Source organism: Clostridium sp. FS41, assembly GCF_000954015.1.
Taxonomy (GTDB): Bacteria; Bacillota; Clostridia; order Lachnospirales; family Lachnospiraceae; genus Enterocloster; species Enterocloster citroniae.
Window position 1 is genome coordinate 49,674 of sequence record NZ_JYHN01000090.1, and the last position, 25,436, is coordinate 75,109.

Here is a 25,436-nt window from a genome sequence, read left to right on the forward strand (position 1 = left end):
AATGTGCAAATATAATTAGCCGATCCATCTTGTGCCAATTTCCCGATTTGTATATACTGAGGTTATTGAACAATTACCATCTGTGTACAAGGAGGAACTATATGTCCAAGACAAAAGGCAGGGTGACACTGCCCAGCGAATCACATTTTCTTGAGGAGACAAAGGAATTAATGGAGCGTTGGGGGGCGGATGCCATCCGTGACAGTGACGGCACAAAACTGGACCAGGAGATCAAATCCCTGGATGCGAAGATATATACCACATATTTTGTGGCCAGAGGGCACAATGAGTTTGCCGGGGAGCACATGGAGGAATGCCAGCAGCTCTATCTTATGTCCAGACGGCATACCGCGGCGGGGGCAGGGTTAAGGATCCGGTTTATGGAGGGATATTTTGACCAGCAGGTGGTTCCTGACCTGGATCACGATCCGAAGAAATGGTGGGAGGTTATGGACAGGACCACAGGAGAGCCGGTTCCGGCAGAGGGCTGGGAACTGTCCGCAGAGGATGGGGACATGGCGGCGGTCATCCTCCGGGCGGAGCCTTTTCATGAGTATACGGTATCCTTTCTTGTGTATGCCATATGGGATCCCACGCAGATGTACAACCACATCACCAACCATTGGGGAGATAAACCACATGAGATACCCTTTGACGTGCGCCAGGCAGCTTCCGGAGCATTTGCAAAGAAGTATCTGATCCAGTGGCTAAAGGACAATCCTGACACGGACGTGGTGCGCTTTACCACGTTTTTTTATCATTTCACCCTGGTGTTTGGCAGTGATGCAAAGGAAAAGTTCGTGGATTGGTTTGGATACGGGGCCACTGTGTCCGTGAAGGCCCTGGAAGAGTTTGAGCAGGAATATGGCTACAGACTGCGTCCCGAGGATATTGTGGACAACGGTTACTACAATTCCACATTCCGGATGCCCACAAAACATTACAGGGACTATATGGATTTTATCCAGCGCTTTGTGGCCGGAAAGGCTAAGGAACTGGTCAGCCTGGTCCATGAGGCAGGCCGGGAGGCCATGATGTTCCTGGGGGACAACTGGATCGGCACGGAACCTTACGGTAAATATTTTCCTGGAATAGGGCTGGACGCGGTGGTGGGAAGTGTGGGCGGAGGAGCCACCCTGCGCCTGATCTCCGATATTCCAGGCGTGAAGTATACAGAAGGACGGTTCCTCCCCTACTTTTTCCCCGACACCTTTTATGAGGGAAATGATCCTGTCCCGGAAGCGGTTGAGAACTGGCTGTGCGCCCGCCGTGCCCTGATGCGCAAGCCGGTGGACCGCATTGGATACGGAGGATATCTAAGCCTGGCTTATAAATTCCCCGCCTTTGTGGATTATATTGAAAAGGTAACGGATGAATTCCGGGAGATATATGGGAATATCGGGGGAAGCAAACCCTACTGCGGGCTGAAGGCGGCCGTACTTAACAGCTGGGGACGGCTGCGGTCCTGGCAGTCCTATATGGTAGCCCATGCGCTGTGGTATAAGCAGACCTATACGTATTTCGGCATACTGGAGGCATTAAGCGGCGCCGGTGTGGATGTGGTCTTTATCAGCTTTGACGACATCAGGGAGCAGGGCATCCCGGAGGATGTGGATGTGATCATCAATGCAGGCGATGCGGGAACGGCCTGGTCCGGCGGGGATGAGTGGCTGGATGGGAAGCTGGTGGCCGCGATCCGCAGATGGGTCCATGAGGGCGGCGGTTTTGTGGGTGTGGGCGAACCCAGCGCGGTTCATCACGCAGGCCGTTTCTTCCAGTTGGCCGATGTGCTGGGAGTTGACAAAGAACTGGGATATTCCCTTTCCACGGATAAGTACTATGTGAAACAGGCGGAGAGACATTTTATCACAGAGGACCTGATCCGGCAGCCAGGGCAGTGGGTTCCCACAGGCGGGCAGGCGGTTTCACAGGACGGCAAACCAGGCCCGGCGGACAGGATATTACCCATTGATTTCGGCGAAGGTATGAAGAACGTCTACGCCCTTGGCCCGGACACGGAAATTGTGGAATATTCCAACCATGAAGTGCATCTGAGTGCCCACTCTTACGGAAAAGGCCGCAGTGTGTATCTGGCAGGGCTTCCTTACAGCCGGGAGAATACAAGGATCCTGCTGCGAAGCATGTTCTATGCAGCGTCCAGGGAGAAGGACATGAAGAAATGGTACGGGGATAACGTGTACTGTGAGGTACACGCTTACCCGCAGACCGGACGGTATGCGGTGGTGAATAATTCCAGTACACTTCAGGATACCGTGGTGTACGATGGACAGGGGAATGCACGGGAAATAAAGCTAAATGCCTGTGAAATACGCTGGTTTACGATCTGATATGGATGTATTCTTTTGATTGGGCAGCAGGATGGCGTCCCTTAACGCAGCCAGTTTAAGGGTGTGACCGTGGATCACGCAACCGTGTGCACTTCCTTCCCGGCGCCTGTTCCCTACCTTGTGATTGCCGGAACTCAATGCAAGGGATACCGCGTTTTTAACGGAGGCGGTATCCTTTTTTTAATTGGTTAGATCAGGCCTTTGACGAATAATGGTCTGGGTTAATTCCAAAAAAGTAGAGACAATGGGGGAAAGCACTTCATCAGTACGGGTTGCAATGGAGATGGAACGGGTAGGATAACCCTCCAGATATTTGATTGCTGCTCTACGAGAGTAATTGTTTAGAATCAGTTTGGGAAGGACGGTACAGCCAAGGCCGTTTTCAACCATGGCTAACAAAGCAAGATCATCGTGCATGGTAAAGGCCACAGAAGGATTGAAATTGTGTTTATGACACAGATAAAGGATATCTGTATTGCTTCCGTCCGTAGGCATTAAAAATGGTACCCCATTCAACTGTTGGAACGTTATGGGGGAATCAGAAGATGACAGCGGATGGTCAGGCGGAAGTACCAGGCACAGGGAATCATCAAATAAATGGATTTGATTCAGCCCTTGAGCGTTAGAGCCGCTGACAAAGCTGCAGTCAGCAATTCCATCTATAAGAAACTGTTCCATTTCAGGATAGCTTCCCTCGCCGGTCAGCATTTCAATCTGCACATTGGGATAAAGCTGATGAAACTGACCTATGATAATAGGCAGAAGCACAAGGGATACGCTGGTAAAAGCACCGACCTTAAGGGAACCAATCTGCATTCCGATAATGGAGTTGGCGGTAGCCAGGATTTTATCTTCACATGAAATAGCTTCGCGGATATAAGGCAGAAGCAATTTTCCTTCGGTGGTCAGTTTGGTACCGGAACGGTCACGCTGTAAGATTTTAATCCCAAGTTCTTCTTCCACCGACTTAATCTGGTGACTGGCTCCGGATTGGGTGTATCCCAGCTCGGATGCTGCTTTTGTCAGATTTCCTAATTCAATCGCTTTGACCAGTAACCGGTATTTAATGATATTCATAGAAGCTTCTCCTTATTTTTATATGATAATGATGTCTCTATTATTCTTTCATGGATTATGCTGAGTGTCAATAGAATAACCTAAATTACATGAAAAAAATTAATGGAATATAAGAAATATATGAATTTTACATATTGTAAAAAGTGATATATAATAACAAAAGAAAAGAACGGAAAATGTATTTATTGCATAAAAATGTGTTTTGCCGTCAAACAAAATGAAATGGAGCAAGGAGGCTGAATATGGGCAAAGATATGGGGAGATATATTGTCAAGCGTGTACTGATCGCAGCAGTAACGCTCCTGGCGATCACTTTTTTGCTTTTCTTATTAATGGATCTGTTGCCGGGATCGCCATTTAATAATGAAAAGCTGAATGAAGCGCAGAAGGCGCTTCTGGAACATAAATATGGTCTGGACAAACCATTTTTTGTCCGGTATTGGATTTATTTGAAGAATCTGTTCCACGGGGATTTTGGAATATCTTATGTGATTGCCGTTGACCAGCCGGTATCAAATATGATGGCCACACGATTACCGATCACAATACGTATGGGTGTTCAGGCCATGCTGATCGGTGTTGTCATCGGACTGGTTCTAGGAATTATTGCAGCACTGAAGAAAAATACCTGGATCGATACGGTCGCAACCGTATGTTCTGTGATTGGATTCAGCGTACCTGCTTATGTGTTCGCACTATTTCTGGTATTTTTTGCTGCATTTAAAATGGGGTGGTTTCCCATTCGGTTCGCGATCGATCAGCCGGTCTTTTCCAGTATCCTTCCAACCTTATCGTTATCTGCTTATATCATAGCAACCATGGCACGGTATGCAAGGTCGGAGATGATTGAATGTCTGAGCAGTGATTACATTATTCTTGCAAAAGCCAAGGGAATTAATGAACGTAAAGTGATTGTACGGCATGCGTTACGAAATACCCTGGTTCCTATTATTACTGTATTATCTCCTCTGATGATTGGGCTGATTACTGGAAGTGTTGTTGTAGAACAGATTTTTGGAGTTCCCGGACTTGGACAGATGCTGCTTTCCGGTGTACAAAATAATGATTACAATGTGATCATGGCGGTGGCACTTGTTTACAGCTTTTTGTATATTGTAATCATGCTGGTGGTTGATGTATTATACGGATTTATAGATCCGAGGATTCGCGTGTCTGGAGGTAAAGCATAATGCAGGAAATCAATATGAATATACCGGATATTCCAGCGGAGAAACTGAAACTGGTACATAAAGATCCTTCTGATTTTCATGAGGTTTCTGAAGTATATGAGAATACCTCATATGGAAAAGATGTGGCTTTAAAAATGCTTCATAACAGAGGTGCCATGGTGGGACTTGCCATGATTGTGGTAATTATTTTGTTTGCAATGTTTGCACCGGTCGTATCTGCCAGGGCATATGATCAGGTAATATTGGAACATAATTCTCTCTCGCCCAGAATACCGGTACTTGAGAATTTTGGTATTTTCAATGGTGTAAAGGACGGGGTTGATGTTTACGCACAGCGGGGAATACCGGATGATGTTTATTATTATTTTGGTACAGATTCCCTGGGAAGGGATTTGTGGACAAGACTCTGGAGCGGAACCCGCCTCTCCCTTTTGATTGCGGTGATTGCGGTTGTGATTGATCTGGCCATAGGAATGAGCTACGGGTTAATTTCCGGGTATTTTGGAAAAAAGGTGGATTTTCTGATGCAGCGTTTTGTTGAAATATTGAACGGGATTCCGCAGGTGGTTCTGGTCACGCTGTTTGCGCTTGTATTGGAACCTGGAATTGCATCGATTATCCTGGCGCTTCTTGTAAGCGGCTGGATTCCCATGAGCCGGGTTGCAAGGGCGCAGATGCTGAAGCAGAAAAGCCAGGAATATGTACTGGCTTCCCACACCCTGGGAACCAATAACCGCAAAACAATTTTTGGAGAAATTGTTCCGAATGTTCTCGGTCAGGTAGTTACCATGAGTATGTTCTCCATCCCCAGTGCCATCTTTACGGAGTCTTATCTTTCCTATATTGGTCTTGGAGTAAGAGCTCCCATGGCATCCCTGGGGTCCCTGGTCAGTGACGGGTACGGTTCATTCCTGTCATATCCGTATCTGGTAATTGCGCCGGTTACGGTTCTGGCCATATTGATGATCAGCTTCAATCTGTTTGCGGACGGGCTGCGGGATGCGGTTGATCCGACCATGAAGGATATGTAGGAGGAAATGAAAAGATGGAACGAGAACGAGTTTTATCAATTAGAGATCTGGAAATTTCCTTTGATACGGTGCATGGGAAGGCAACGGCTATCCGGGGAATGCGGTTTGATCTGTACAGAGGGGAAACAGTGGCAATTGTGGGGGAAAGCGGCAGTGGGAAGTCTGTTACCATGAAAGCCGTTATGGGTATTATCAGTAATAATCAGCATATTGACCATGGCTCCATCAACTACAGCTGGTGGGATGAGAACGGACAGAAGCAGACCGTAGATATTGCGAAGATGTCGGAACGGGATGTACGCAGCAAAATATGCGGACGCCATATTTCCATGGTATTTCAGGATTCCATGACATCCCTTAATCCCACCGTGACCATTGGAAACCAGATCATGGAAGGAATGCTGGAACACTATAAGCTGAGCCGGGAAGAAGCAAAAGCACGGGCAATCAAGCTTCTGGAAGAGGTTGGAATTAAAAACCCGGAAAAGAGGTTTAAACAATATCCTCATCAGCTTTCCGGAGGAATGTGCCAGAGGGGCGGCATCGCAATCGCGCTGGCCTGCGATCCGGATATTCTGATCTGTGATGAGCCTACAACGGCACTGGATGTTACGATTCAGCTGAAGATACTGAATCTGATTAAGAAGATCCAGAAGGAGAAGCAGATATCGGTTGTCTACATTACGCATGATCTTGGTGTTGTAGCCAAGGTGGCGGATTATGTGTGCGTGATGTACGCCGGCAGAATGATCGAAAAGGGAAGTGCAGAGGAAATATTCTATGATCCAAGGCATCCCTACACATGGGGCCTGCTTTCCTCTATGCCGGATCTTACCACAGACTCGCCGCGTCTGTTTGCTATTCCGGGGGAGCCGGTCAACCTTCTGCGCGAAATCAAAGGAGATGCCTTTGCGCCCCGTAATCCGTATGCGCTTAAAATTGATTTTGAGCAGGCGCCTCCGATGTTTAATGTGGGCGGAAAGCACAGGGTTGCCTCATGGCTGTGCCATCCCAACGCGGAAAAGGTCCGGATGCCGGAATCCCTGCGTACCAAAATTGACCGGATGCTGAAGGGGGTGAGCTGATATGGAAGAGAGGGATGTGATTTTAGAAGTAAAGCATTTAAAACAATATTTTAAAATCAACCATAAGTTTACCGTAAAAGGTGTGGATGATATTTCCTTTAAGATTTACCGTGGAGAGACGTATGGCCTGGTAGGCGAGAGCGGAAGCGGTAAAACTACAACGGGACGTTCGATCATACGGTTGTATGATGCCACAGACGGAGAAGTTATTTTTAATGGTAAAAAGATCAGCGGTCCCATTGACAAAGCCACAAGGGATTATCTTCGCACCAATATGCAGATGATTTTCCAGAATCCGATGTCATGCCTGAACCCGCGAAAAAAGGTGATCGACATTATAGGGGAAGGGCTGGACGCCCATCACAGCTATAAGAGCAGAGAAGAACGGGAAGAAAAGATCTATGCGATACTGGAAAAGGTGGGGCTTGACAGGGAGCATGCCACCAGATTTCCACATCAGTTTTCAGGCGGGCAAAGGCAGAGAATCGGCATTGCCAGAGCGCTGGTCATGCTTCCCCAGCTGGTGATTGCAGATGAGTGTATCAGCGCACTGGATGTTTCGATCCAGGCGCAGGTGGTGAATCTGATGCGGGACCTTCAGGATGAATTGGGGATCACCTATTTATTCATTGCCCATGATCTTTCCATGGTGAAATATATCAGTGACCGTCTTGGAATCATGCATCTGGGCCATATTGTGGAGACCGGGACAACGGATGAGATTTTTGCCGATCCGGTACACCCCTATACCAGGTCGCTGCTTTCCGCTATTCTGGAGCCGAATCCCAGGGTGGCGGCGGCTAAGGTTCCCGTATTTTATGACCCAGGGGAGTTGGGAATCGATTATACAAAAGGTACGGTTCATGCATTAAGCGAGACACATCAGGTACTTGCTGCGGAGGAAGAATTTACAAAGTGGATAAATAATTTAAATAAAGGAGGATCATTATGAGAAAAGGTAGAAAGGTATTGGCGTTGCTTGCAATGGCGGCGATTACTGCCGGAGCATTGGCAGGCTGCGGATCAGGGGCGGCTGCGGATACGGGATCATCTGCATCTGTTAACGGATCATCCGCGGCTGGTACGGAAACGGCAGAAGCGGCAGAAGGAGGGCATGTGCTGAATATTGCAAAACTTGCAGCATTACAGGCATGTGATCCCCACAAGGTAAATGACCCCATGTCCAATGAGCTTTTGACAGCGGTGTTTGACGGTTTGTATACTCTGGATGAAAACGGCGCCTTAGACCCGCTGATGGCAGAAAGCTATGAGATATCAGAGGATGGCCTGACCTATACCTTCCATCTTAGAGAGGCTTACTGGAGCAACGGAGAACCGGTTACTGCTAACGATTTCGCATTTTCCTGGAAACGTCTGGTGGATCCGGCTACCGCGGCAAAGAACAGCAACGAAGCAGTTGCAGTAGGCATTAAAAATGCAAAAGCGATTGTAGACGGAGAGATGGACCCGGAACAGCTGGGGGTTACTGTAATTGATGATAAGACACTGCAGGTCGAGCTGGAAGCAATCGTACCTTATTTTCTGAAAACCCTGGTACGTCCTGCGTTCCTTCCCATCAACCAGGCATATTTTGAGTCAGCCGGTGAAGATTATGGCATGAAACCAGAGGCAACCATCTATAACGGCCCGTATACCTGGACTTACTGGGATTACGCCACCAATATCAGGGCGACTAAAAACCCTGATTACTGGAATGCGGACAATATCGATATTAATCAGCTGAACTGGCAGATTGTGACTGATTCCCAGACCGGCGCTTTGATGTTTGAAAACGGAGAGCTGGACTTTGTAGAAATCAGCGGAGCTTTGATTAATAATTACGCCGGCAGTCCGGCATTTACAAAGGCGCTGGAAGTACATATGTGGTATATATACCCTAATTTTGAAAATGAAGTACTGGCCAATGTTAATATCCGGAGAGCGCTGGCAACTTCCATCAACAAAGATGCAATTGCAAAGACAGTACTGAACAATGGTTCTCAGGCAGCCAATTACTTAGTCGGGTATAATCTGTGCTTTGCTCCTGATGAAAAGACCCAGATGCGTGATACCAACGGTGATCATTTCCTGGCATACGACATGGAAGCGGCAAAGCAGTCCTGGCAAAAGGGACTTGAGGAACTGGGGAAGGACAGTGTAACGCTGCGCCTGATGTACTATAACAATAATGACGCATCCATCGCCCAGGCTGAATATATTGCTTCACAGTGGCAGCAGACTTTGCCGGGGCTTAAAATTGAGCTGTACAGCTATCCGTCCAGCTCAGCTCTTACCTATGCACAGAGTGGAGACTTTGATCTGTTCCTGTTCCGTTGGGGCCCGGACTATAAGGATCCGATGGCATTCCTTGAACTGTTGGGAAGAAAGAATGAGCATAATTACGGACGTTATGACGGAAAAGAATTTAATGATATTATTGATGCAGCTTCTACAGCAGAGATGTTGAAAAATCCGCAGGCAAGATGGGACAGCCTGGCAGAGGCGGAAAAGATTCTGCTGGATGAGGATGTGGCCGTATTCCCGACTGTACAGAATGGTCTGGCTATGCTGATCAATCCAAAAGTACATGGGTTAGAGGTACGTAATACCAGCCTGACATGGAACTACCGTTTTGTTACAATGGATGACTGAGCGATCTGAAATCGCCGGATGATATTGATGAGGCTGTGAAAATGTGGTTTGAATCTGCATTTATCACAGCCGCATCTGTCTCATGTAATAGTATTAGGAGGAATTTGCTGTGTTTAAAGAAAAAGGTTCATTTATGAAAATGTTGAAAGATGGAGAGCAGGTGTTTGCTTCAAGCGTATGGGATTGCTTTTCTGCAAAAGCTGCGGAGCTTTGCGGATACAGGGCGATGCTGCTCAGCGGCGCGGCTGTGTCAAAGGGGCTGACCGGTATGCCGGATCTGGGATTGATGACGGCGGATGAGCTGATTTATGTGACGGAACGGATTACTGATTTTTCACCCTTGCCATTGATCGTGGATTTTGATGAGGGGTACGGTGACAGCCCGCTGAACGTATACCGGAATATTAAGAGACTGGTCCGGGCCGGAGCCCAGGGTTTTACTCTTGATGACGGGCAGGGCGTCAGGGGATATGAACGTCTGGCTTATTACCGCGGAACCGGGAAAAAACCTTATGATGTTATGCCGATGGATGTTTACCTTGCCAAGATAAAAGCGGCTCTGGCCGCGGTGGAAGGAACGGATTGCGTTGTAATTGCGCGGACAGAAAGCAGAGCTGTCAATGGATTTGATGATGCGATGGAACGTGTGGCCCGCGCCCATGAGCTGGGAGCACCAATGACCCTGATCAACCGTGTCAATGATATGGAAGAGTGCAAAAAGGTTGCCGCAGCTGTTCCCGGCTGGAAGATGTATCCGGATATTGACGTAATGCCTGATGGCGTGCCGATGGTTACCATGGAGGACGTGAAGGAGCTTGGTTTTAATTTTGTGACAATCCACTGCCTGGAGAAAGGGGCAATGTGGGGCATGGTACTTTATGGAAAGAATAATTTCCAGAATAAGAACGGCATTTTTTCCGGCCGTCATCAGATGGATGGTCTTACAGAAGAGGAAAAGAAAGAGGCATTTAATGTTTATGGAACGCAGTGGCTGCAGTTAGAGAGAACGTTCCAGGAGATGAAGTGATTCAGGTGAAACCGGCCATTATGTAAAACACGGAATACGTGTTTGAAGGAGGAATCAGATGGGATTGGAGACATGGGTACTTGGGGCCTTTCTGGTGGCTCTGGCCGTGTGTATAGGTACAGGAACAGAACTTTTATATGCACTGCTGTTCGGAATGCTCTGTTTTTCCTGGTATACTGTAAAAAAGGGGCGGACGCTGGGAAATGTATTGAGATTATTGCTTGGCGGCATGGCGCGGGTGGGAAATATTATAATCATTTTTGTGCTGATCGGCTGCCTGACAGCAAGCTGGCGGATTGGAGGCACAATCCCTTTTATCCTGTATCACTCTGTGGATTTGATCGAACCCAGGTACTTTGTGTTGTGTACATTTCTTTTGTGCTGCATGATGTCGTTTCTGACAGGTACCTCGTTTGGTACCAGCAGTACCATGGGAGTCATCTGTATGATGATTTCCAATGCGGCGGGACTGAATCCGATGCTGACAGCCGGGGCTGTTTTATCCGGTATTTTTTTCGGAGACCGTTGTTCTCCCATGTCTTCAAGCGCAATACTTGTATACTCCCTTACCGGGACAGATATTTACCGGAATATCCGGGGGATGATGAAAACCAGCGTGGTTCCTTTTCTGGCTTCCTGCGTTCTTTATGTGGTGCTGGCGGGAGGCATGGCTGCGGAACCGGATCCGACCGTGACCATACTCTTTCAGGAAAATTTTTCCCTCAGCTGGCTAACCGTCATGCCGGCAGTGCTGATGCTTTTGCTGGCGCTTCTGCGGGTGGATGTGAAAATCGCCATGGGAGCCAGTATTGTGACAGCGTCTGCGGCAGCAATCATGATTCAGGGAATTACACCCGGTGAGCTTATACGCACATTATGGACAGGAGGCGTCTTTGAAGAAGGAAGCCGGCTGGCCGTACTGCTGGATGGAGGCGGGATTTCGTCTATGGTTGAGGTCGGGGCAATTGTGCTCATATCGGCTTCTTATTCCGGAATTTTTTCGGTTACACCGCTTCTTTCCGGGATAAAAGACAGGCTGAAGCAGACCGCTGTCAAATTAACGCCCTTTGGCACCGTGATCCTGACTTCGGTTCTTTCTTCTATGGTCAGCTGTAATCAGAGCCTGGGAACAATTCTGACCTGGCAGATCTGTGATGATCTCTATCAGGATAAAGAGGAACTGGCGATTGCTCTGGAAAATTCGGTCATTTTAATTGCGGCATTAATCCCATGGGCGATTGCCGGTGCTGTACCGGTGGCCACGATCGGAGCAGAGATGACCTGCCTTTTGGCTGCGTTTTATCTGTACCTGGTTCCGGCATGGAATCTCTGGATATCTCTCAGAAAACAAAACTTTAATTATATAAATAAATGGAGGAAATATCATGATAAGAAAATGCATTGAAAAAGAAACTGTCCGGAAGCCTGCCCCTTTTCAGGGCACCGGTGAGATTACCGTCCGCAGTTTGTTAAACGGCCCTGATGAAATGAGCCAAAAAGGCCGTGTTTTTGGCCATACCACCGTCTATCCCGGTTCTGAGATCGGTTATCATGTTCATACCGGCGACAGTGAAACTTATTACATATTGAGCGGTACCGGACATTACAATGATAATGGAACCATGGTTACCGTTGGTGCCGGCGATGTAACCTATTGTGCACCGGGTGAAGGGCACGGACTCGCCTGTGCCGGTGAAGAACCCATTGAAATGATTGCCTTGATTCTGTACGAATAATATTTTATGAAATATAAAAGAGGGCTGTCGCACCAGTGATGATGAATCTGATGATTTAAATCACGGATGGTGGGAGAGTCCTTTTTTATATATTGTCATACATAAAACGGCTGCATATGTCGCATATGCCCTGATATAAACATATACCAACATTATATTTGTATAATATATATAAAAATAGTCTTATCGTCTAAATATAACGATAGATTGTGCAAAGAATATTATGTGCAATTTTACTATACTTGAGTTATGAGAAATGTATTTGAAGGGACAAAAATACAAATATATTTAAGGAGGAAGTATTATATGAAAAGAAGAAAATTATGGGCACTGGCACTGACAGCGGCAATGGCCGGCTCACTGACCGCATGCGGAGGCGGCTCCAAACCGGCAGAAACGGCAGCGGCACCGGCGGCAGCGGAGACAACGGCGGCAGCGGCAGGTGACAGCGCAGCAGCTGACACACAGGCGCCGGCCGGAGATGGAGGAAGCCTTGTATACTGGTCCATGTGGGAGTCCACAGAGCCGCAGGGACAGGTGATCAAGGAAGCGGTTGACAAGTTTGCGGCCGATACGGGAATCGCAGTTGACGTTCAGTTTAAGGGACGTACCGGTATCCGCGAGGGTCTTCAGCCGGCGCTGGATGCAGGAACCAACATTGATGTGTTTGACGAGGATATCGACCGAGTGAACAAGACATGGGGCGCATATATCCTGGACCTGGAAGACCTGGTAAAGGAGAACGACTACGAGGCAACCGCAAGCGCGAGTCTGATGGGCGCGTGCCGTGAGGTTGGGGACGGAACCCTTAAATCCATTCCTTACCAGCCAAATGTATTTGCATTTTTCTACAACCAATCCATTTTTGACGAGGCGGGCGTGACAGAGGTTCCGAAGACATGGGCAGAGCTGGACGCGGCATGCCAGAAGATCAAGGACGCAGGCTATACGCCCATCACATGTGATGACGCCTACATTCTCTGCATGTTCGGATACCATATGTCCAGGATCAACGGATATGATAAGACATCTGACATTGTGAAGAACAATAAGTGGGATGATCCTTCCGTACTGGCCATGGCTAAAGCATATGAGGATTTTGCAGCCAAGGGGTATTTCTCCGAGGGCATCGGCTCCAACGTATGGCCTGCAGGACAGAACCAGGAACTGGCAATGGGCACTGCTGCAATGTATCTCAACGGCTCCTGGCTTCCAAACGAGGTTAAGGACATGGCAGGGGACGATTTTAAGTGGGGATGCTTCAGCTATCCGGCGGTAGAGAACGGTACAGACGGCACGGAAGCAGCTAACTTCGGCGCGCAGGTTCTGGCCATTAACAAGAATTCACAGAATGCAGAGGCTGCATTCCAGCTGATCACATACATCACCAAGGGCGAATTTGACAAGAAGCTTTCCGTTGAGTCCGTAGGCATTCCTTCCGATTCAACCAACACTGAGTGGCCGGCACAGATCGCATGTGTACAGCCGGTAATGGAAAGCCTGACCACACGTTATCCATGGGCGGCCGGCGCAGAGGACAACGTAGACATGACGCCGATCATCAAGGAGAACATGATGAAGCTCTGCGGCGGCTCCGTCACAGCGGATGAGTTTGTGGCAAATTTGCAGGCAGCCGGAAAGTAAAGCTTACAGGCAGCAAGAGTATCATATAAGCAACATCATCATTGAGGTGGCATCGTTTAACGCTGCCGCCTCTTTTAAATTTTATGCAGCAGCATAATTTTTAAGTAAGGAGGCACTGGTGTGAAAAGAAACAAAGGAATGATCATAGCGTTTATGACACCGGCAGTCGTGATGTTTGTCCTGGTGTTCCTCTATCCCATCGTCAGAACCGTTCTGATGAGTTTTTTCAAGATTGAAGGCATCACGGACGCCATGTCAAAATGGACCTTTACCGGAATTGATAATTACGTTAAATTGGCTAACACCACCTTGTTCCGCATGTCCATGTGGAATCTGGTCCGTATCTGGTTTATCGGAGGCATTATCGTCATGTCCCTGGCACTTTTGTTCGCAGTGATCATAACCAGCGGTATCCGTTTTAAGAGCTTTTTCAGGGCCATGATCTATCTGCCCAATATCGTCAGCGCGGTTGCGCTGGCTACCATGTGGCTGCAGTATGTATACAGCCCCAAGTTCGGCCTGTTAAAAACATTTTTTACATCCATTGGACTGGATTCCATTGCCAAAATCCAGTGGCTGGACAATGACCACAAGTTCATGGCATTGCTGCTGGCTTACTGTTTTGGTATGGTGGGATACCATATGCTGATCTTTTCCAGCGGGATCGAGAGGATCAGCGAGGATTATTTTGAAGCGGCAACCCTGGACGGAGCCAACAAGTTCATGCAGTTCCGCTACATCACACTGCCCCTTTTAAAGGGCGTGTTCAGAACGAATATTACCATGTGGAGCGTTACAAGCGTTGGATTCTTTGTGTGGTCACAGCTGTTCTCAACCGTTACAGCCGATACCCAGACCATCACGCCCATGGTTTACCTGTATATGCAGATTTTTGGCGCAGGAAACAGTGTGACTGAGAGAAACTCCGGTGTGGGCGCAGCGGTGGGCGTTATGCTCAGCGTGTGCGTGGTCGCCGTATTCTGGCTGTGTAATCATCTTTTGAAAGATGATGATCTGGAATTCTAGGGAAGGGGAACGTATATGTCAGGATTATTTGGTAAAAAAGAAAAGAGATACAGTGAACCCATCCGCTGGAGGAGGGAACTGAAGCTGGGTCCGGGTTATCTGCTTTTGACCCTGTGGATCCTCTTTACCTTTATACTGCTGGGCTGGGTGCTTCTGGCCAGCTTTTCCACCACCAAGGAGATCTTCTCCAACAAGCTGCTGGACAGCGGTTTCCATTTTGAAAACTATGTGAAGGCGTGGGTCAATTCCAATGTGTCCACCATCTTCTTTAATTCATTGTTTTATTCCTTTGTGTCCTGTACCCTGCTGATCGTGATCTGCGCGCCTGCGGCCTATGCGCTGTCACGTTTTGACTTTGTGTGTAATAAGCTGATACAGACCGGGTTGGTTGCATCCATGGGCGTTCCGGTTGTGATGATCGTGCTTCCTCTGTTTGCACTGGTGGCCGGACTTAACATCCTTAACAATGTAACGGCCAATATGGCCACGCTGATCTTTCTGTATATCGGCATCAATGTGCCCTACACCACCATTTTCCTTACTACCTTTTTTGCCAACCTTTCCAGGGCGTTTGAGGAGGCGGCAGCCATTGACGGGTGTCCGCCGGTGAAGACGTTCTGGCTGATCATGCTTCCCATGGCCCAGCCCGGCATTGTGACCGTGACCATTTTCAACTTTATCAATATCTGGAATGAGTATTTTATTTCCCTGATATTCGGCAACTCGGACCGGGTGCGCCCTGTTGCGGTCGGACTGTATTCCATGATCAACTCCATGAAATACACAGGCGACTGGGCCGGCATGTTTGCGGCAGTGGTCATTGTATTCCTGCCCACTTTTATCCTGTATATTTTCCTGTCTGAGAAGATCATCGCAGGTGTTACAGGCGGCGGTGTTAAGGGTTAGGTCATGTCGAGACACAGAATAAAATCCAGTAAGAGAGGTAGATAAGCATGGGAAAGAAACCTGTATTGGTGATTATGGCGGCTGGTATGGGAAGCCGCTACGGGGGATTAAAGCAGATCGACCCGGTGGATGAGTATGGCAATATCATAATTGATTTTTCAATTTATGATGCAAGGGAAGCCGGATTTGAGAAGGTAATATTTATTATCAAGAAGGCCATTGAGGAAGAGTTTAAGATCCATATAGGGAACAGGATCAGTAAGTACATGGATGTGGAGTATATATTTCAGGAACTGGATAAAATACCGGCAGGTTTCCAGGTGCCAAAAGAGCGGGTAAAGCCTTGGGGAACCGCCCATGCGGTCCTGTGCTGCGCATCCAGCATAGACGGTCCTTTTGCGGTTATTAATGCGGATGATTATTATGGAAAAGAAGCGTTTCACATGATTTATGATCAGCTTTCATCCGTGGAGGATAATGACAGATACCAGTATACCATGGTGGGCTACCGTCTTTATAATACCCTTACGGAGAACGGATATGTGGCCAGAGGCGTGTGTACGGTGGATGAATGCAACTGCCTGACCGATGTCCATGAGCGCACCAGAATAGAAAAGCACGGCGATATAGCTGAATACACGGAGGATGGCGGGTCCACATGGACGGAACTTGGGGAGTCCGCCATTGTGTCCATGAACATGTGGGGATTTACGGCCAGCATCCTGGCGGAACTGGAAAAACGGTTCGGGGCATTCCTGGAAAAGAACCTTTCCGCGGATCCCTTAAAGTGCGAGTATTTCCTTCCCTTTGTGGTTGATGAGCTGTTAAAAGCAGATCAGGCCCAGGTTACGGTGTTAAAGAGTGTGGACCGCTGGTATGGAGTCACCTACAAGGAGGATAAGGAGATGGTGGTAAAGGCCATCAAAGGATTAAAGGACAGCGGACTGTATCCACAGAAGCTGTGGGAGGGCTGAGAGATGAGTACAGAGATAGAGACATGGATACTGGAGGAAGCGTCCGCGGCTTTTATGACACAGGGACGCATGGTAAGCTGTGAGCGCTACGGGAGCGGACATATTAACGACACCTTTAAGCTGGTGTGCGACCGTCCCTATATCCTTCAGAGAATGAATGATGAGATTTTCAGGGACCCGGTGTCCCTGATGAGGAATATTGAAGGCGTGACCACATTTTTAAGGCAGGAGGTCATAAAAAACGGAGGAGACCCTGACCGGGAGACCCTGAACCTGGTAAAGACAAAGAAGGGGGAAGCCTTTTACGTGGACAGTCAGGGCAGCTACTGGAGGATGTACCTGTTCATTGAAGGAGCCACCTGTTACAACCTGGTGGAAAAGCCCGAGGATTTCTACCAGAGCGGCAAGGCCTTCGGCCATTTCCAGCGCCTTTTGTCCCGGTATCCGGCCAAAGAATTGTCCGAGACCATACCGGGCTTCCATGACACGCCCCGCAGGTTTCAGCGCTTTCAGGAGGTTGTGGATCAGGATATCTGTAACAGGGCGGACCAGGTGAGGGAAGAGATCCGGTTTGTGACGGACAGGGGCGGGGATATGGGCCTTGCCATGGATATGCTGGCATCAGGGGCGCTTCCCCTGCGGGTAACCCACAACGACACAAAACTAAACAACATTATGATCGATGACAGCACAGGCCAGGCCATCTGCATCATTGATCTGGACACAGTGATGCCAGGACTCTCCATCTTTGACTTCGGCGATTCCATACGGTTTGGAGCCAACACGGCGGAGGAGGACGAGACGGATCTGAGTAAGGTTTCCCTGTCCCTTCCTCTGTTTGAGACCTACACCAAAGGATTCTTAAAGGGATGCGCGGGGAGCCTTACGGAGGAGGAGGTAAAAATGCTGCCCCAGGGCGCACGCCTTATGACCCTGGAGTGCGGAATGCGTTTCCTGACAGATTACCTGGAAGGGGATACCTATTTTAAGACCGCCAGGGAGAAACATAATCTGGACCGGTGCCGGACCCAGTTTAAGCTGGTGGAGGACATGGAACAGAAGTGGGAAGAGATGCAGACAATTGTGGAAATGGTTTCCGCTGTTTCCCTTTGATCCCCCCGCCGCCTATCCCGCACGGTAGGTGGTGGGGGTTATCCCTGTAAACTTTTTAAACAGCACGTAAAAATATTTAATATTGGAAAAGCCCACACGCTGCGCAATCTCCTCCACGGACTGGTCCGTATGCCTGAGAAGGCGCATGCTCTCCTCCAGACGGCATGTGTTGATATAGTCGTTGATGGAACGTCCGTAAGAACTTTTAAACATGCGGCCCAGATAGGCATTGTTCATCTGGATCATGTCTGCAATGCGCTGGGAGTTCAGGCTGCTGTCATGGTAGTGTTCCTGGACGATCTCTTTAATGTGGCGGGCCAGTTCAGAATATTTTTCCGCCTTTTTTTCACTGTAATTATCACAGATGGATACAAAGGCCCTGTCAAAGGCCCGGTTGATCTCCCCCAGATCCCTGATCTGCTCCAGGGATTCGGGGAGAAGCTTCTGGCCGTCTTTCAGCAGATCGCTGGAAAACTCATTTAAAATATTGCATATGGTATCCTCGGCCCGGTATAGGATGTACTGAAAGTCATCGTACCGGTAGTTTTTAATGGTGTCCAGGATTTCCAGCCATTTGGCCCGGCTCAGGTCAAGGCTGCCTGACTTGAGGCGTACGATCAGGTCTGTAAAATCCCTGGTGGTAATGGTATTGGCCGGAGTTTTTATGGCCAGGGCTTCCTCATGGATCACAAGTTCCTCCTCATTGAGGATCAGGCCCAACTTGCGCAGTTCGTTCAGGTTGGAAAAATGGGAGGCCAGGCTCTCAAAATCCGTAAACAGGGAACTTTTAAACAGGCGGCAGTTGAGTGACTGGGAAATAAAAGCGGCCAGGTCTTTGTAATCCTCCTCAGATTCCCAGATGCCAATGCAGGCATAGATGTGGGAGGATTTGGTGACTACCATTTCCGGGTGCTGTTTTTCCACCAGCTCGTAGATGTCTTTTCTGTGCTGGGCATGGACCAGCATAAAACCAAATGGGCCTTCCTGGTTCTTAAAAAGTCGGGAGGAGGACAAAGAGAGCTTGCCGGCCAGCATGTCATACAGGACCTGCTCCAGGCTGGCGCGCTCTGATTTGGACACCACTGCATTGATCTGTTCCCTCAGGGGAAGGGAGGGAGCGTTGGGAGGACCGGGCATGTCGGGTTCATTTCCCTCCAGAAGCTTGTCAATGGTCTTAATGGCGTCCTTTAGCCTGAGCATGGGCATCAGGGCAAAGATGAGCAGCACAACCAGGGCAGCGCCGAAAATGGAGATCAGCGTTACCATAAAACATACCACGATCCGGCGAAAGTACAGGAGGCGGGGAAGGGTTTTTTGCAAAGGGGAGATCTTCATGTAGGTATGGCCCGTTGTCAGGGACTCATAATACATGCAGATTTCCTTTTTCTTATTGTCTATAAAATACCCGCTGTTTTTTTCCTTGGTGATCATGGGATAGTACTCGGTGTATTTGTCCAGGAGGGAGTCGCTTGCGGACACCAGGATATCCCCGTGCTTGTTGATGACGATCAGGTCTGAGGACGGGTTGGAGGCCAGCAGGGACTTTTTGTACCAGTTGCTTTTGATGGTAATGATCAGGGTGCTGGGCTTGGGGGTTCCGTCAGGGTATACCTCGTAGAACATAAAGGTGTAGTACTCTTTTCCGCCAGGTCCGTTTTCATGGCAGTAGATGGGTTTAAAACGGTCTTCATTGGTCCTGCTGATCAGGAGCTGGCGGATGGGGGACTTCTTATAAATATCAATGGGCTGGTCCGGGAAGGAGGGATCAGTGGAGTATACGTGCTCCGTGTAGCCGTTGTGGATGATGATGGACTCTGCAAAATCCGTGGAGCTTAGGGACGTATTCAGATCCCTGGTCATGTATACACGGTCCGTGTTGGAAAAGGTTCCGGATCCCATCATGGTTTTTACCGCATCTGAATAAAACAGCTGCATTCCATAATTTACAATGGAGGAGTTGATGGTTTCTGTAAGGGAATCGATCTGGATGGCAAAATCACGGTTCAGGTCGGAAATGGAGTCATAGGTGATGCGCTCGAAAATGCGGAACAGGGTGAGGAAGATGATGGCAAGCACCACAAGAAATCCTGAACCAAGGGCCAGGATGTGGATGAGTTGTCTGATTTTCTTGGGGTTTTTTACTGCTTTCTCCGTCATCTTACCGCCTTTGGGGAAGTTTAAACTTTGCAGGGTTTAAAAATTGTACATCGGCTCACTTCCACATTTTTCATACTTTACATATTTTAGCATAAAATTTACAATCAAATCAACTGCAAAACAAACAAATTGCACAACAAAATATAAGAATTTTCGTATGTGCAAAAATTAAACGTACTCAGGGAGGTATAGTTATGAAGAAATCATTGGCAGTCATCCTTGCATCAGCTATGGCAGTTTCATTGACAGCATGCGGCGGTTCCGGCAACGCTAAGACACCGGAGCCAACAACGGCAGCTGAGGCTCCTAAGACAGAAGCTCAGGCAGAAGGCACAGAGGCGGAAAACGGACAGGAAGGGACTGAGGCAGTTTCCTCAGATGCGGAGGCGACCGGCAATGTAATGCTGTACTCTTCCATGCAGGAGGATCAGCTGATGGCCATTAAGCAGGGATTTGAGAAGAAATATCCTAATGTAAAGATGGATTATTACTTTGCAGGCACAGGAAAGGTGATCACCAAGATCGCCACCGAGCACCAGTCAGGACAGGTGGCGGCTGATGTGATCTGGGTGGGAGACCCCTCGGACTATATTGGATTTAAAAATGAAGGCATTCTTGCAAAATATTCATCCCCGGAGGCCGGCGCCATTGCCGATAAGTTTATTGACCCGGACGGATACTACACTGGTGCACGTATGATGAACATGTCCGTGGGATATAACACCACCCTGGTTACGGAGGAGGAAGCGCCCAAGACATGGAATGACCTGTTGGATCCAAAGTGGAACAACCAGATCGTAATGACCGACCCGTCTTCAGCAGGCACCACAAAGTATTTTGTGGGAGCGCTCCTTTCTGATCCATCTTATGGTGAGGAATATTTTAAGAAGTTAAAAGAAAATGGATGTGAGCTGGAATCCGGCACCACCGCAACCCACAACCAGGTGGCTGCAGGCGCCTATAAGGTGGGGATCATGCTGGATTATGTAACACAGAACCTGATGGATGAGGGTTCGCCTCTGGGCTTCAGGTATCTGGACTCCGACCTGGTTTCCATCTTCTCACCCATTGGCCTGGTTGAGGGATGCGCAAACGATACCAACGGCAAACTGCTGTATGACTTTATCCTTTCCAAGGAAGGCCAGGAGATCCTGGTAGACAACAACCTGCTGTCCGTAAGGGATGACGTGGACCAGAAGGGCGCCAGCGTGGAGGAGATCGCAAAGTCAGCCATGAGCGTTGACCTTCAGTCCCTGTCCGACAGCTCAGATCAGATTATTGAGACATTTGACAAGATCTTTAAGTAAGGAAAATATATTAAAAGTACATTAAAAGTATAGCAAGGAATGTATAGCAAGGAAAGCGGGAACATGTAAGCGGGGCCGGAAGAAGTTCCGGCCCTGTTTTATCCGCATGGATGGAATTACATTTACAAGGGACAGGAGGACCTATAATGGCTAGTATTAAGTTCGACAATATATCCTTTTCCTATGGGGACAGACAGATTTTAAAGAATTTTTCCCTGGAAGTGGACGACAGCCAGATCATGTGCCTGGTGGGCCCCTCGGGCTGCGGCAAGACCACGCTGATCCGCTGTCTCCTGGGATTTAACAAGCCCAGCACAGGGGAGATCTGGATTGGGGACAGGTGTGTATTTTCACAGGCAAGGCGTATCAATATTCCGCCGGAGCGCCGCGATGTGGGCGTGGTGTTCCAGGATTATGCGGTTTGGCCCCACATGACGGTTCTGGAAAATGTGTGCTATCCCATGAAAAAGCGCAGGATGCCAAAGACGGAGGTCAAGCAGAGGGCGGAGAACGCACTAAAACAGGTGCGCATGAGCGAATACGCGGGCTACCTGCCCAGCCAGCTGTCCGGCGGCCAGCAGCAGAGGGTTGCCATTGCAAGGGCATTGGTCAGCTCCGATGCGGTGATCGTCATGGATGAGCCAATCACCAACCTGGATGCAAAGCTGAGAGAGGAAATGCTCATAGAGATCCGGCAGATCCAAAAAAATATAGGGACCACCATCTTCTACATCACCCATGATCAGGAGGCATCCCTGCAGCTGTGCGATAAGATGGCCATTATGAACAGGGAAGGGGAGTTGTGCCAGCTGGGAGCGGATGAGGATATCATACTCCGGCCCGCCAACCGGTTTGTATTTGAGTTTATCGGTGTTTCCAATTTCTTCACACTGTGCAAAAAGGGAAAGGACTGGTGCTTTTCCGGCAACGGAAAGATGGTATTTGACGGGAAGGTGCCTGCACAGTATGAACAGGCGGGAACCGTGGACATGGGCGTGCGCCCCAATAACATTACGTTTGACTCTGCATCACCCCTGAAGGCAGCGGTAAAACGCTCCGTATTCCTGGGTAGCGAGTATGATTATTTTGTGGATTTTAACGGCAAGGAGATCCGTGTTCAGAAAAATGCCTTTGACGCCAATCAGGCAGGCACGGTGGAGCGGGAAGGGGAAACCGTGGGTCTTAAATTCATAAGCCCTGAGTTTTATCCTGCAGTTGGAAAGGAGGAAAACCTATGACATTCAGGAGACGGCGTGCCATGACAAGCGGCTCGGAGCTGGCTGCCATGGAGGGCAGGAAGTTCGGCCTGGACCAGGCCATGACGGGCCTCAGCTTTGTATTGCTTCTGGTCATTGTGGCGATCCCGATCTTTATGATCGTTTACAATGCGTTTTTCTATGAGGGCAAGTTTGATATCAGCCTCTTTGTATCAGTGATAGGAAATATGGATAACCTGAAGGCAATGTGGAACACCATTGTTATCGCCCTGGCGGTGACGCTGTTTGGAACCATTATGGGTCTGTTCTATGCCTGGCTTCTGGGGCGCAGCGACATTCCGGCCAAGGGCTTTATGAGGGCTATGTTTACCATCCCCTACATGTTTCCTCCGTTTTTTGGTGCCATGGCATGGGATCTGCTTTTCTCAGGAAGGGCCGGCTATGTGAACAAATGGCTGATGGCAACCTTCCACCTGGCCAGTGCGCCCATTAATATCAACAGTATCGGCGGGATCATTTTTGTGGAGTGCTCCTACTATTTCCCATTTGTGTTCATGCAGGTGGTAAGCGCCCTGGAGCGCATGGACCCCACCTTGGAGGAGTCAGCCAGGATCGCTGGGGCAAAGCAGGGGCAGGTCATAGCAAAGATTACGATCCCCCTGGTAAAACCAGCTATTTCCGCAGGAGCGCTTTTGATCCTCATATCCTCACTGGCTCATTTCGGAGTGCCGTCCATTCTTGGTTTTTCCAAGAATATTTATACACTGCCCACCATGATCTACGCCCTGATCTATAAATCCTCGGGAAGCTTTGAGGGAATCCGCCAGGGCGCCGCGCTGTCCATCCTGCTGGTGGCGGTGGTGGCGGTGGCACTGGTGATCCAAAAGCGGGTGCTCAGCTCAGGAAGCTATGACATTATCAAGGGAAAGTCCATGCGGCCTACCCTGATTAAGCTGAGGGGAGCCAAATACCCGTTGCTGGCATTTGCCTGCCTTACACTGATCGTTATTGTTGTGGTCCCTCTGGTCATGATATTCCTGGTAGCCCTGGTCAATGCATATGGGCTCCCCCTTACACCGGAGAACTTCTCCCTGAAGAATTACCAGAAGGTACTGACCTCCACGGCCACTCTGGATTCCATCAAAAACTCACTGTTCCTGTCTGTTACGGCCGGGATCGTGTGTATGTTCCTGGGTGTTATGGTGGCTTACGTGATTAACCGCATTAAACCAAAGGGCAAAGGTATTCTGGAGATCCTTTCCGTGCTGCCCTATTCCATACCCGGAACCGTGCTGGCCATCGGCGTTATCCTTTCCTGGTCCGGCTCCATCTTTGGGATTAAACTGTACAATACCATATGGATCATACTGGTGGCCTATATGGCAAGATACCTGTCCTTCTCCATGAAGAGCGCCTCCGCATCCCTGCAGCAGGTCAACTCCTCCCTGGAGGAAGCTTCCAGGGCCTGCGGCGCCACCCACACGGAATCCCTGAAGGATATCACCCTGCCTCTGATCCGCCCGGCCATGGTATCGGGATTCTTCCTGATCTTCCTGCCGGCCATGAGGGAGCTGACCACATCCATTCTTCTCTACGGGCCATATACCAGGACGCTGGGGGTACAGATCTATTCCTTAAGGGACGCAGGCATGATCCCTCAGGCATCGGCCCTGGCCTCACTGGCCATTGTAATCATTATTATATGTAATACCATTGTCACGGAAATCACCAAAGACAGGAAGGGAGCGTAGGTTATGGCACAGGATCAGGTAGTTTTACAGCATGTTACAAAGCGCTTCACAACCAGAACCATGGGTACGGTCACGGCGGTGGATGACTTTAACCTGAATATTCAGGAGGGGGAGTGTTTCTCCTTCCTGGGACCATCAGGCTGCGGCAAGACAACTACCCTGCGCATGATCGCGGGGTTTGAGGATCTGTCTGAGGGCGAGATCCACCTTTGCGGCAAGCCGGTATCCATCAAGTCAAAGAACCTTTATGTTCCCCCTGAGGAAAGAGGGCTGGGAATGGTGTTCCAGGCATTTGCCGTGTGGCCCCATATGAATATTTTTGACAATGTGGCGTTTCCGTTAAAAATACAGAATGTAAATAAGACGGATATGACAAAGCGGGTAAAGGAAGCCCTGCACCACTGCAGCCTGGATGGGCTGGAGGAGGTGTATCCTTCGGAACTTTCAGGCGGCCAGCAGCAGCGTATTGCCCTGGCCAGGGCAATTGTCACCAACCCAAAGGTGATGCTTCTGGATGAACCCCTCTCCAACCTGGATCCTAAATTAAGGGAATCCATGCGGTTTGAGATCAAGGAGCTGCAGCGCAAATTCAACTTTACCATTATTTTTGTGACCCATGACCAGTCTGAGGCCATGGCTATCTCGGACCGGATGATGGTGTGCGACATGGGCAGGATCATGCAGGTCGACACTCCGGCAAACCTTTACAACAAGCCCAATTCCCGGTTTGTGCACAGCTTCCTGGGAGAATCCACATTCATTAATGTTGTGATCAAGGATAAAAAGGCATACCCCAAAGGCGACATGAGCCAGGCGCTGGATCTGCCCGTGCCGCCGGATGCTGCCAGCGACATGGTGGTCGCCACCAGGCCCAATGCCATACGGATAACCGGGGACCAGGGATTTAAGACCCGTGTGGAAAAGAGGATCTTTCTTACGGATAAGACAGAGTACCTGGTATCGGTGGGTGAGCAGCTGGTAAAGGTGGAAACGCCCCACCGTGTGGTGTTTGCGCCGGGTGAGACCTGCTGTATCCACATCGCGGACCCCATGTGGTATCCGGCTGAGGATAAAAAGGCGCAGGAGGAACGGCTGAAGAGACAGCTGGTGTGATTTTCTTTGGCTATTGTTTACTCCCTGGGCCGCTTGAAAGAAATCAGGAAACATGATATCATAGAATATAAATGTATCCTAA

Annotated in this window: 20 protein-coding genes; 18 read left to right on the forward strand and 2 right to left on the reverse strand. The window is 49.0% G+C overall.

Translation table 11 applies throughout. From position 1 onward, the window contains the following. The first annotated feature begins 101 nt into the window (after nt 1-101). The gene (gnpA, locus tag CLFS41_RS26940; RefSeq protein WP_045094123.1) at nt 102-2,348 is read left to right on the forward strand and encodes a 1,3-beta-galactosyl-N-acetylhexosamine phosphorylase; all 2,247 of its coding nucleotides are present in this window, start codon (nt 102-104) and stop codon (nt 2,346-2,348) included. A 180-nt stretch (nt 2,349-2,528) separates the two neighbouring features. On the opposite strand, the gene CLFS41_RS26945 is transcribed toward gnpA, so the two are convergent. Continuing rightward, nucleotides 2,529-3,425 carry a LysR family transcriptional regulator gene (locus CLFS41_RS26945; RefSeq protein ID WP_007862283.1) on the reverse strand — a complete coding sequence of 299 codons (897 nt, stop codon included), beginning with the start codon at nt 3,423-3,425 and terminating at the stop codon, nt 2,529-2,531. 242 nt (nt 3,426-3,667) lie between these two features. Between CLFS41_RS26945 and CLFS41_RS26950 the strand changes: the two genes are divergently transcribed. From CLFS41_RS26950 to CLFS41_RS27010, 13 genes are all read left to right on the forward strand, one after another. Beyond that, a complete protein-coding gene (locus CLFS41_RS26950; RefSeq protein WP_007862282.1) occupies nt 3,668-4,615 on the forward strand; it encodes an ABC transporter permease in 948 nt (315 codons plus the stop codon). Next, nucleotides 4,615-5,646, forward strand: a complete 1,032-nt coding sequence (locus CLFS41_RS26955; protein ID WP_007862281.1) for an ABC transporter permease — start codon at nt 4,615-4,617, stop codon at nt 5,644-5,646. Before CLFS41_RS26950 ends, CLFS41_RS26955 begins: the two co-directional genes overlap by 1 nt. Nucleotides 5,647-5,660: 14 nt before the next feature. Then, complete coding sequence (locus CLFS41_RS26960) at nt 5,661-6,731, forward strand: ABC transporter ATP-binding protein (RefSeq protein ID WP_045094124.1); 1,071 nt, start codon at nt 5,661-5,663, stop codon at nt 6,729-6,731. A gap of 1 nt (nt 6,732) precedes the next feature. After that, the gene (locus tag CLFS41_RS26965; RefSeq protein WP_007862279.1) at nt 6,733-7,683 is read left to right on the forward strand and encodes an ATP-binding cassette domain-containing protein; all 951 of its coding nucleotides are present in this window, start codon (nt 6,733-6,735) and stop codon (nt 7,681-7,683) included. Next, on the forward strand, nt 7,680-9,383 hold the full coding sequence (locus CLFS41_RS26970; protein WP_007862278.1) for a peptide ABC transporter substrate-binding protein: 1,704 nt from the start codon (nt 7,680-7,682) through the stop codon (nt 9,381-9,383). The genes CLFS41_RS26965 and CLFS41_RS26970 overlap by 4 nt, the downstream gene beginning before the upstream one ends. A 109-nt stretch (nt 9,384-9,492) precedes the next feature. Next, nucleotides 9,493-10,410, forward strand: a complete 918-nt coding sequence (locus tag CLFS41_RS26975; RefSeq protein WP_052665901.1) for an isocitrate lyase/PEP mutase family protein — start codon at nt 9,493-9,495, stop codon at nt 10,408-10,410. 58 nt (nt 10,411-10,468) lie between these two features. Continuing rightward, nucleotides 10,469-11,815 (forward strand): Na+/H+ antiporter NhaC family protein, encoded by a 1,347-nt coding sequence (locus CLFS41_RS26980; protein ID WP_045094125.1) that lies wholly within the window; start codon nt 10,469-10,471, stop codon nt 11,813-11,815. After that, entirely contained in the window at nt 11,796-12,146 is a 351-nt protein-coding gene (locus tag CLFS41_RS26985) for a cupin domain-containing protein (protein WP_007862275.1), read from the forward strand. Before CLFS41_RS26980 ends, CLFS41_RS26985 begins: the two co-directional genes overlap by 20 nt. Before the next feature lie 306 nt (nt 12,147-12,452). Beyond that, nucleotides 12,453-13,790, forward strand: coding sequence for an ABC transporter substrate-binding protein (locus CLFS41_RS26990; protein ID WP_045094126.1), 1,338 nt, complete (start codon nt 12,453-12,455; stop codon nt 13,788-13,790). Nucleotides 13,791-13,910: 120 nt separating this feature from the next. Further along, entirely contained in the window at nt 13,911-14,816 is a 906-nt protein-coding gene (locus CLFS41_RS26995; protein WP_007862272.1) for a sugar ABC transporter permease, read from the forward strand. 15 nt (nt 14,817-14,831) lie between these two features. Next, nucleotides 14,832-15,722, forward strand: coding sequence for a carbohydrate ABC transporter permease (locus CLFS41_RS27000; protein WP_007862269.1), 891 nt, complete (start codon nt 14,832-14,834; stop codon nt 15,720-15,722). Nucleotides 15,723-15,769: 47 nt separating this feature from the next. Beyond that, nucleotides 15,770-16,696 carry a sugar phosphate nucleotidyltransferase gene (locus tag CLFS41_RS27005; RefSeq protein WP_045094127.1) on the forward strand — a complete coding sequence of 309 codons (927 nt, stop codon included), beginning with the start codon at nt 15,770-15,772 and terminating at the stop codon, nt 16,694-16,696. Between the two features lie 3 nt (nt 16,697-16,699). Then, complete coding sequence (locus CLFS41_RS27010; RefSeq protein ID WP_045094128.1) at nt 16,700-17,809, forward strand: aminoglycoside phosphotransferase family protein; 1,110 nt, start codon at nt 16,700-16,702, stop codon at nt 17,807-17,809. A gap of 12 nt (nt 17,810-17,821) precedes the next feature. Here the strand turns inward: CLFS41_RS27010 and CLFS41_RS27015 are convergent, their stop codons facing one another. Continuing rightward, nucleotides 17,822-19,966, reverse strand: coding sequence for a helix-turn-helix transcriptional regulator (locus CLFS41_RS27015; protein ID WP_007862265.1), 2,145 nt, complete (start codon nt 19,964-19,966; stop codon nt 17,822-17,824). A 194-nt stretch (nt 19,967-20,160) separates the two neighbouring features. On the opposite strand from CLFS41_RS27015, the gene CLFS41_RS27020 reads away from it, so the two are divergent. From CLFS41_RS27020 to CLFS41_RS27035, 4 genes are all read left to right on the forward strand, one after another. Continuing rightward, the gene (locus CLFS41_RS27020) at nt 20,161-21,273 is read left to right on the forward strand and encodes an ABC transporter substrate-binding protein (protein ID WP_045094129.1); all 1,113 of its coding nucleotides are present in this window, start codon (nt 20,161-20,163) and stop codon (nt 21,271-21,273) included. Nucleotides 21,274-21,419: 146 nt separating this feature from the next. Further along, on the forward strand, nt 21,420-22,511 hold the full coding sequence (locus tag CLFS41_RS27025; protein ID WP_045094130.1) for an ABC transporter ATP-binding protein: 1,092 nt from the start codon (nt 21,420-21,422) through the stop codon (nt 22,509-22,511). Continuing rightward, nucleotides 22,508-24,241: an iron ABC transporter permease gene (locus CLFS41_RS27030; protein WP_082082706.1), complete on the forward strand. Its 1,734-nt coding sequence runs from the start codon at nt 22,508-22,510 to the stop codon at nt 24,239-24,241. The genes CLFS41_RS27025 and CLFS41_RS27030 overlap by 4 nt, the downstream gene beginning before the upstream one ends. A gap of 3 nt (nt 24,242-24,244) precedes the next feature. Continuing rightward, a complete protein-coding gene (locus CLFS41_RS27035) occupies nt 24,245-25,354 on the forward strand; it encodes an ABC transporter ATP-binding protein (protein ID WP_007862261.1) in 1,110 nt (369 codons plus the stop codon). Nucleotides 25,355-25,436: the final 82 nt, after the last annotated feature.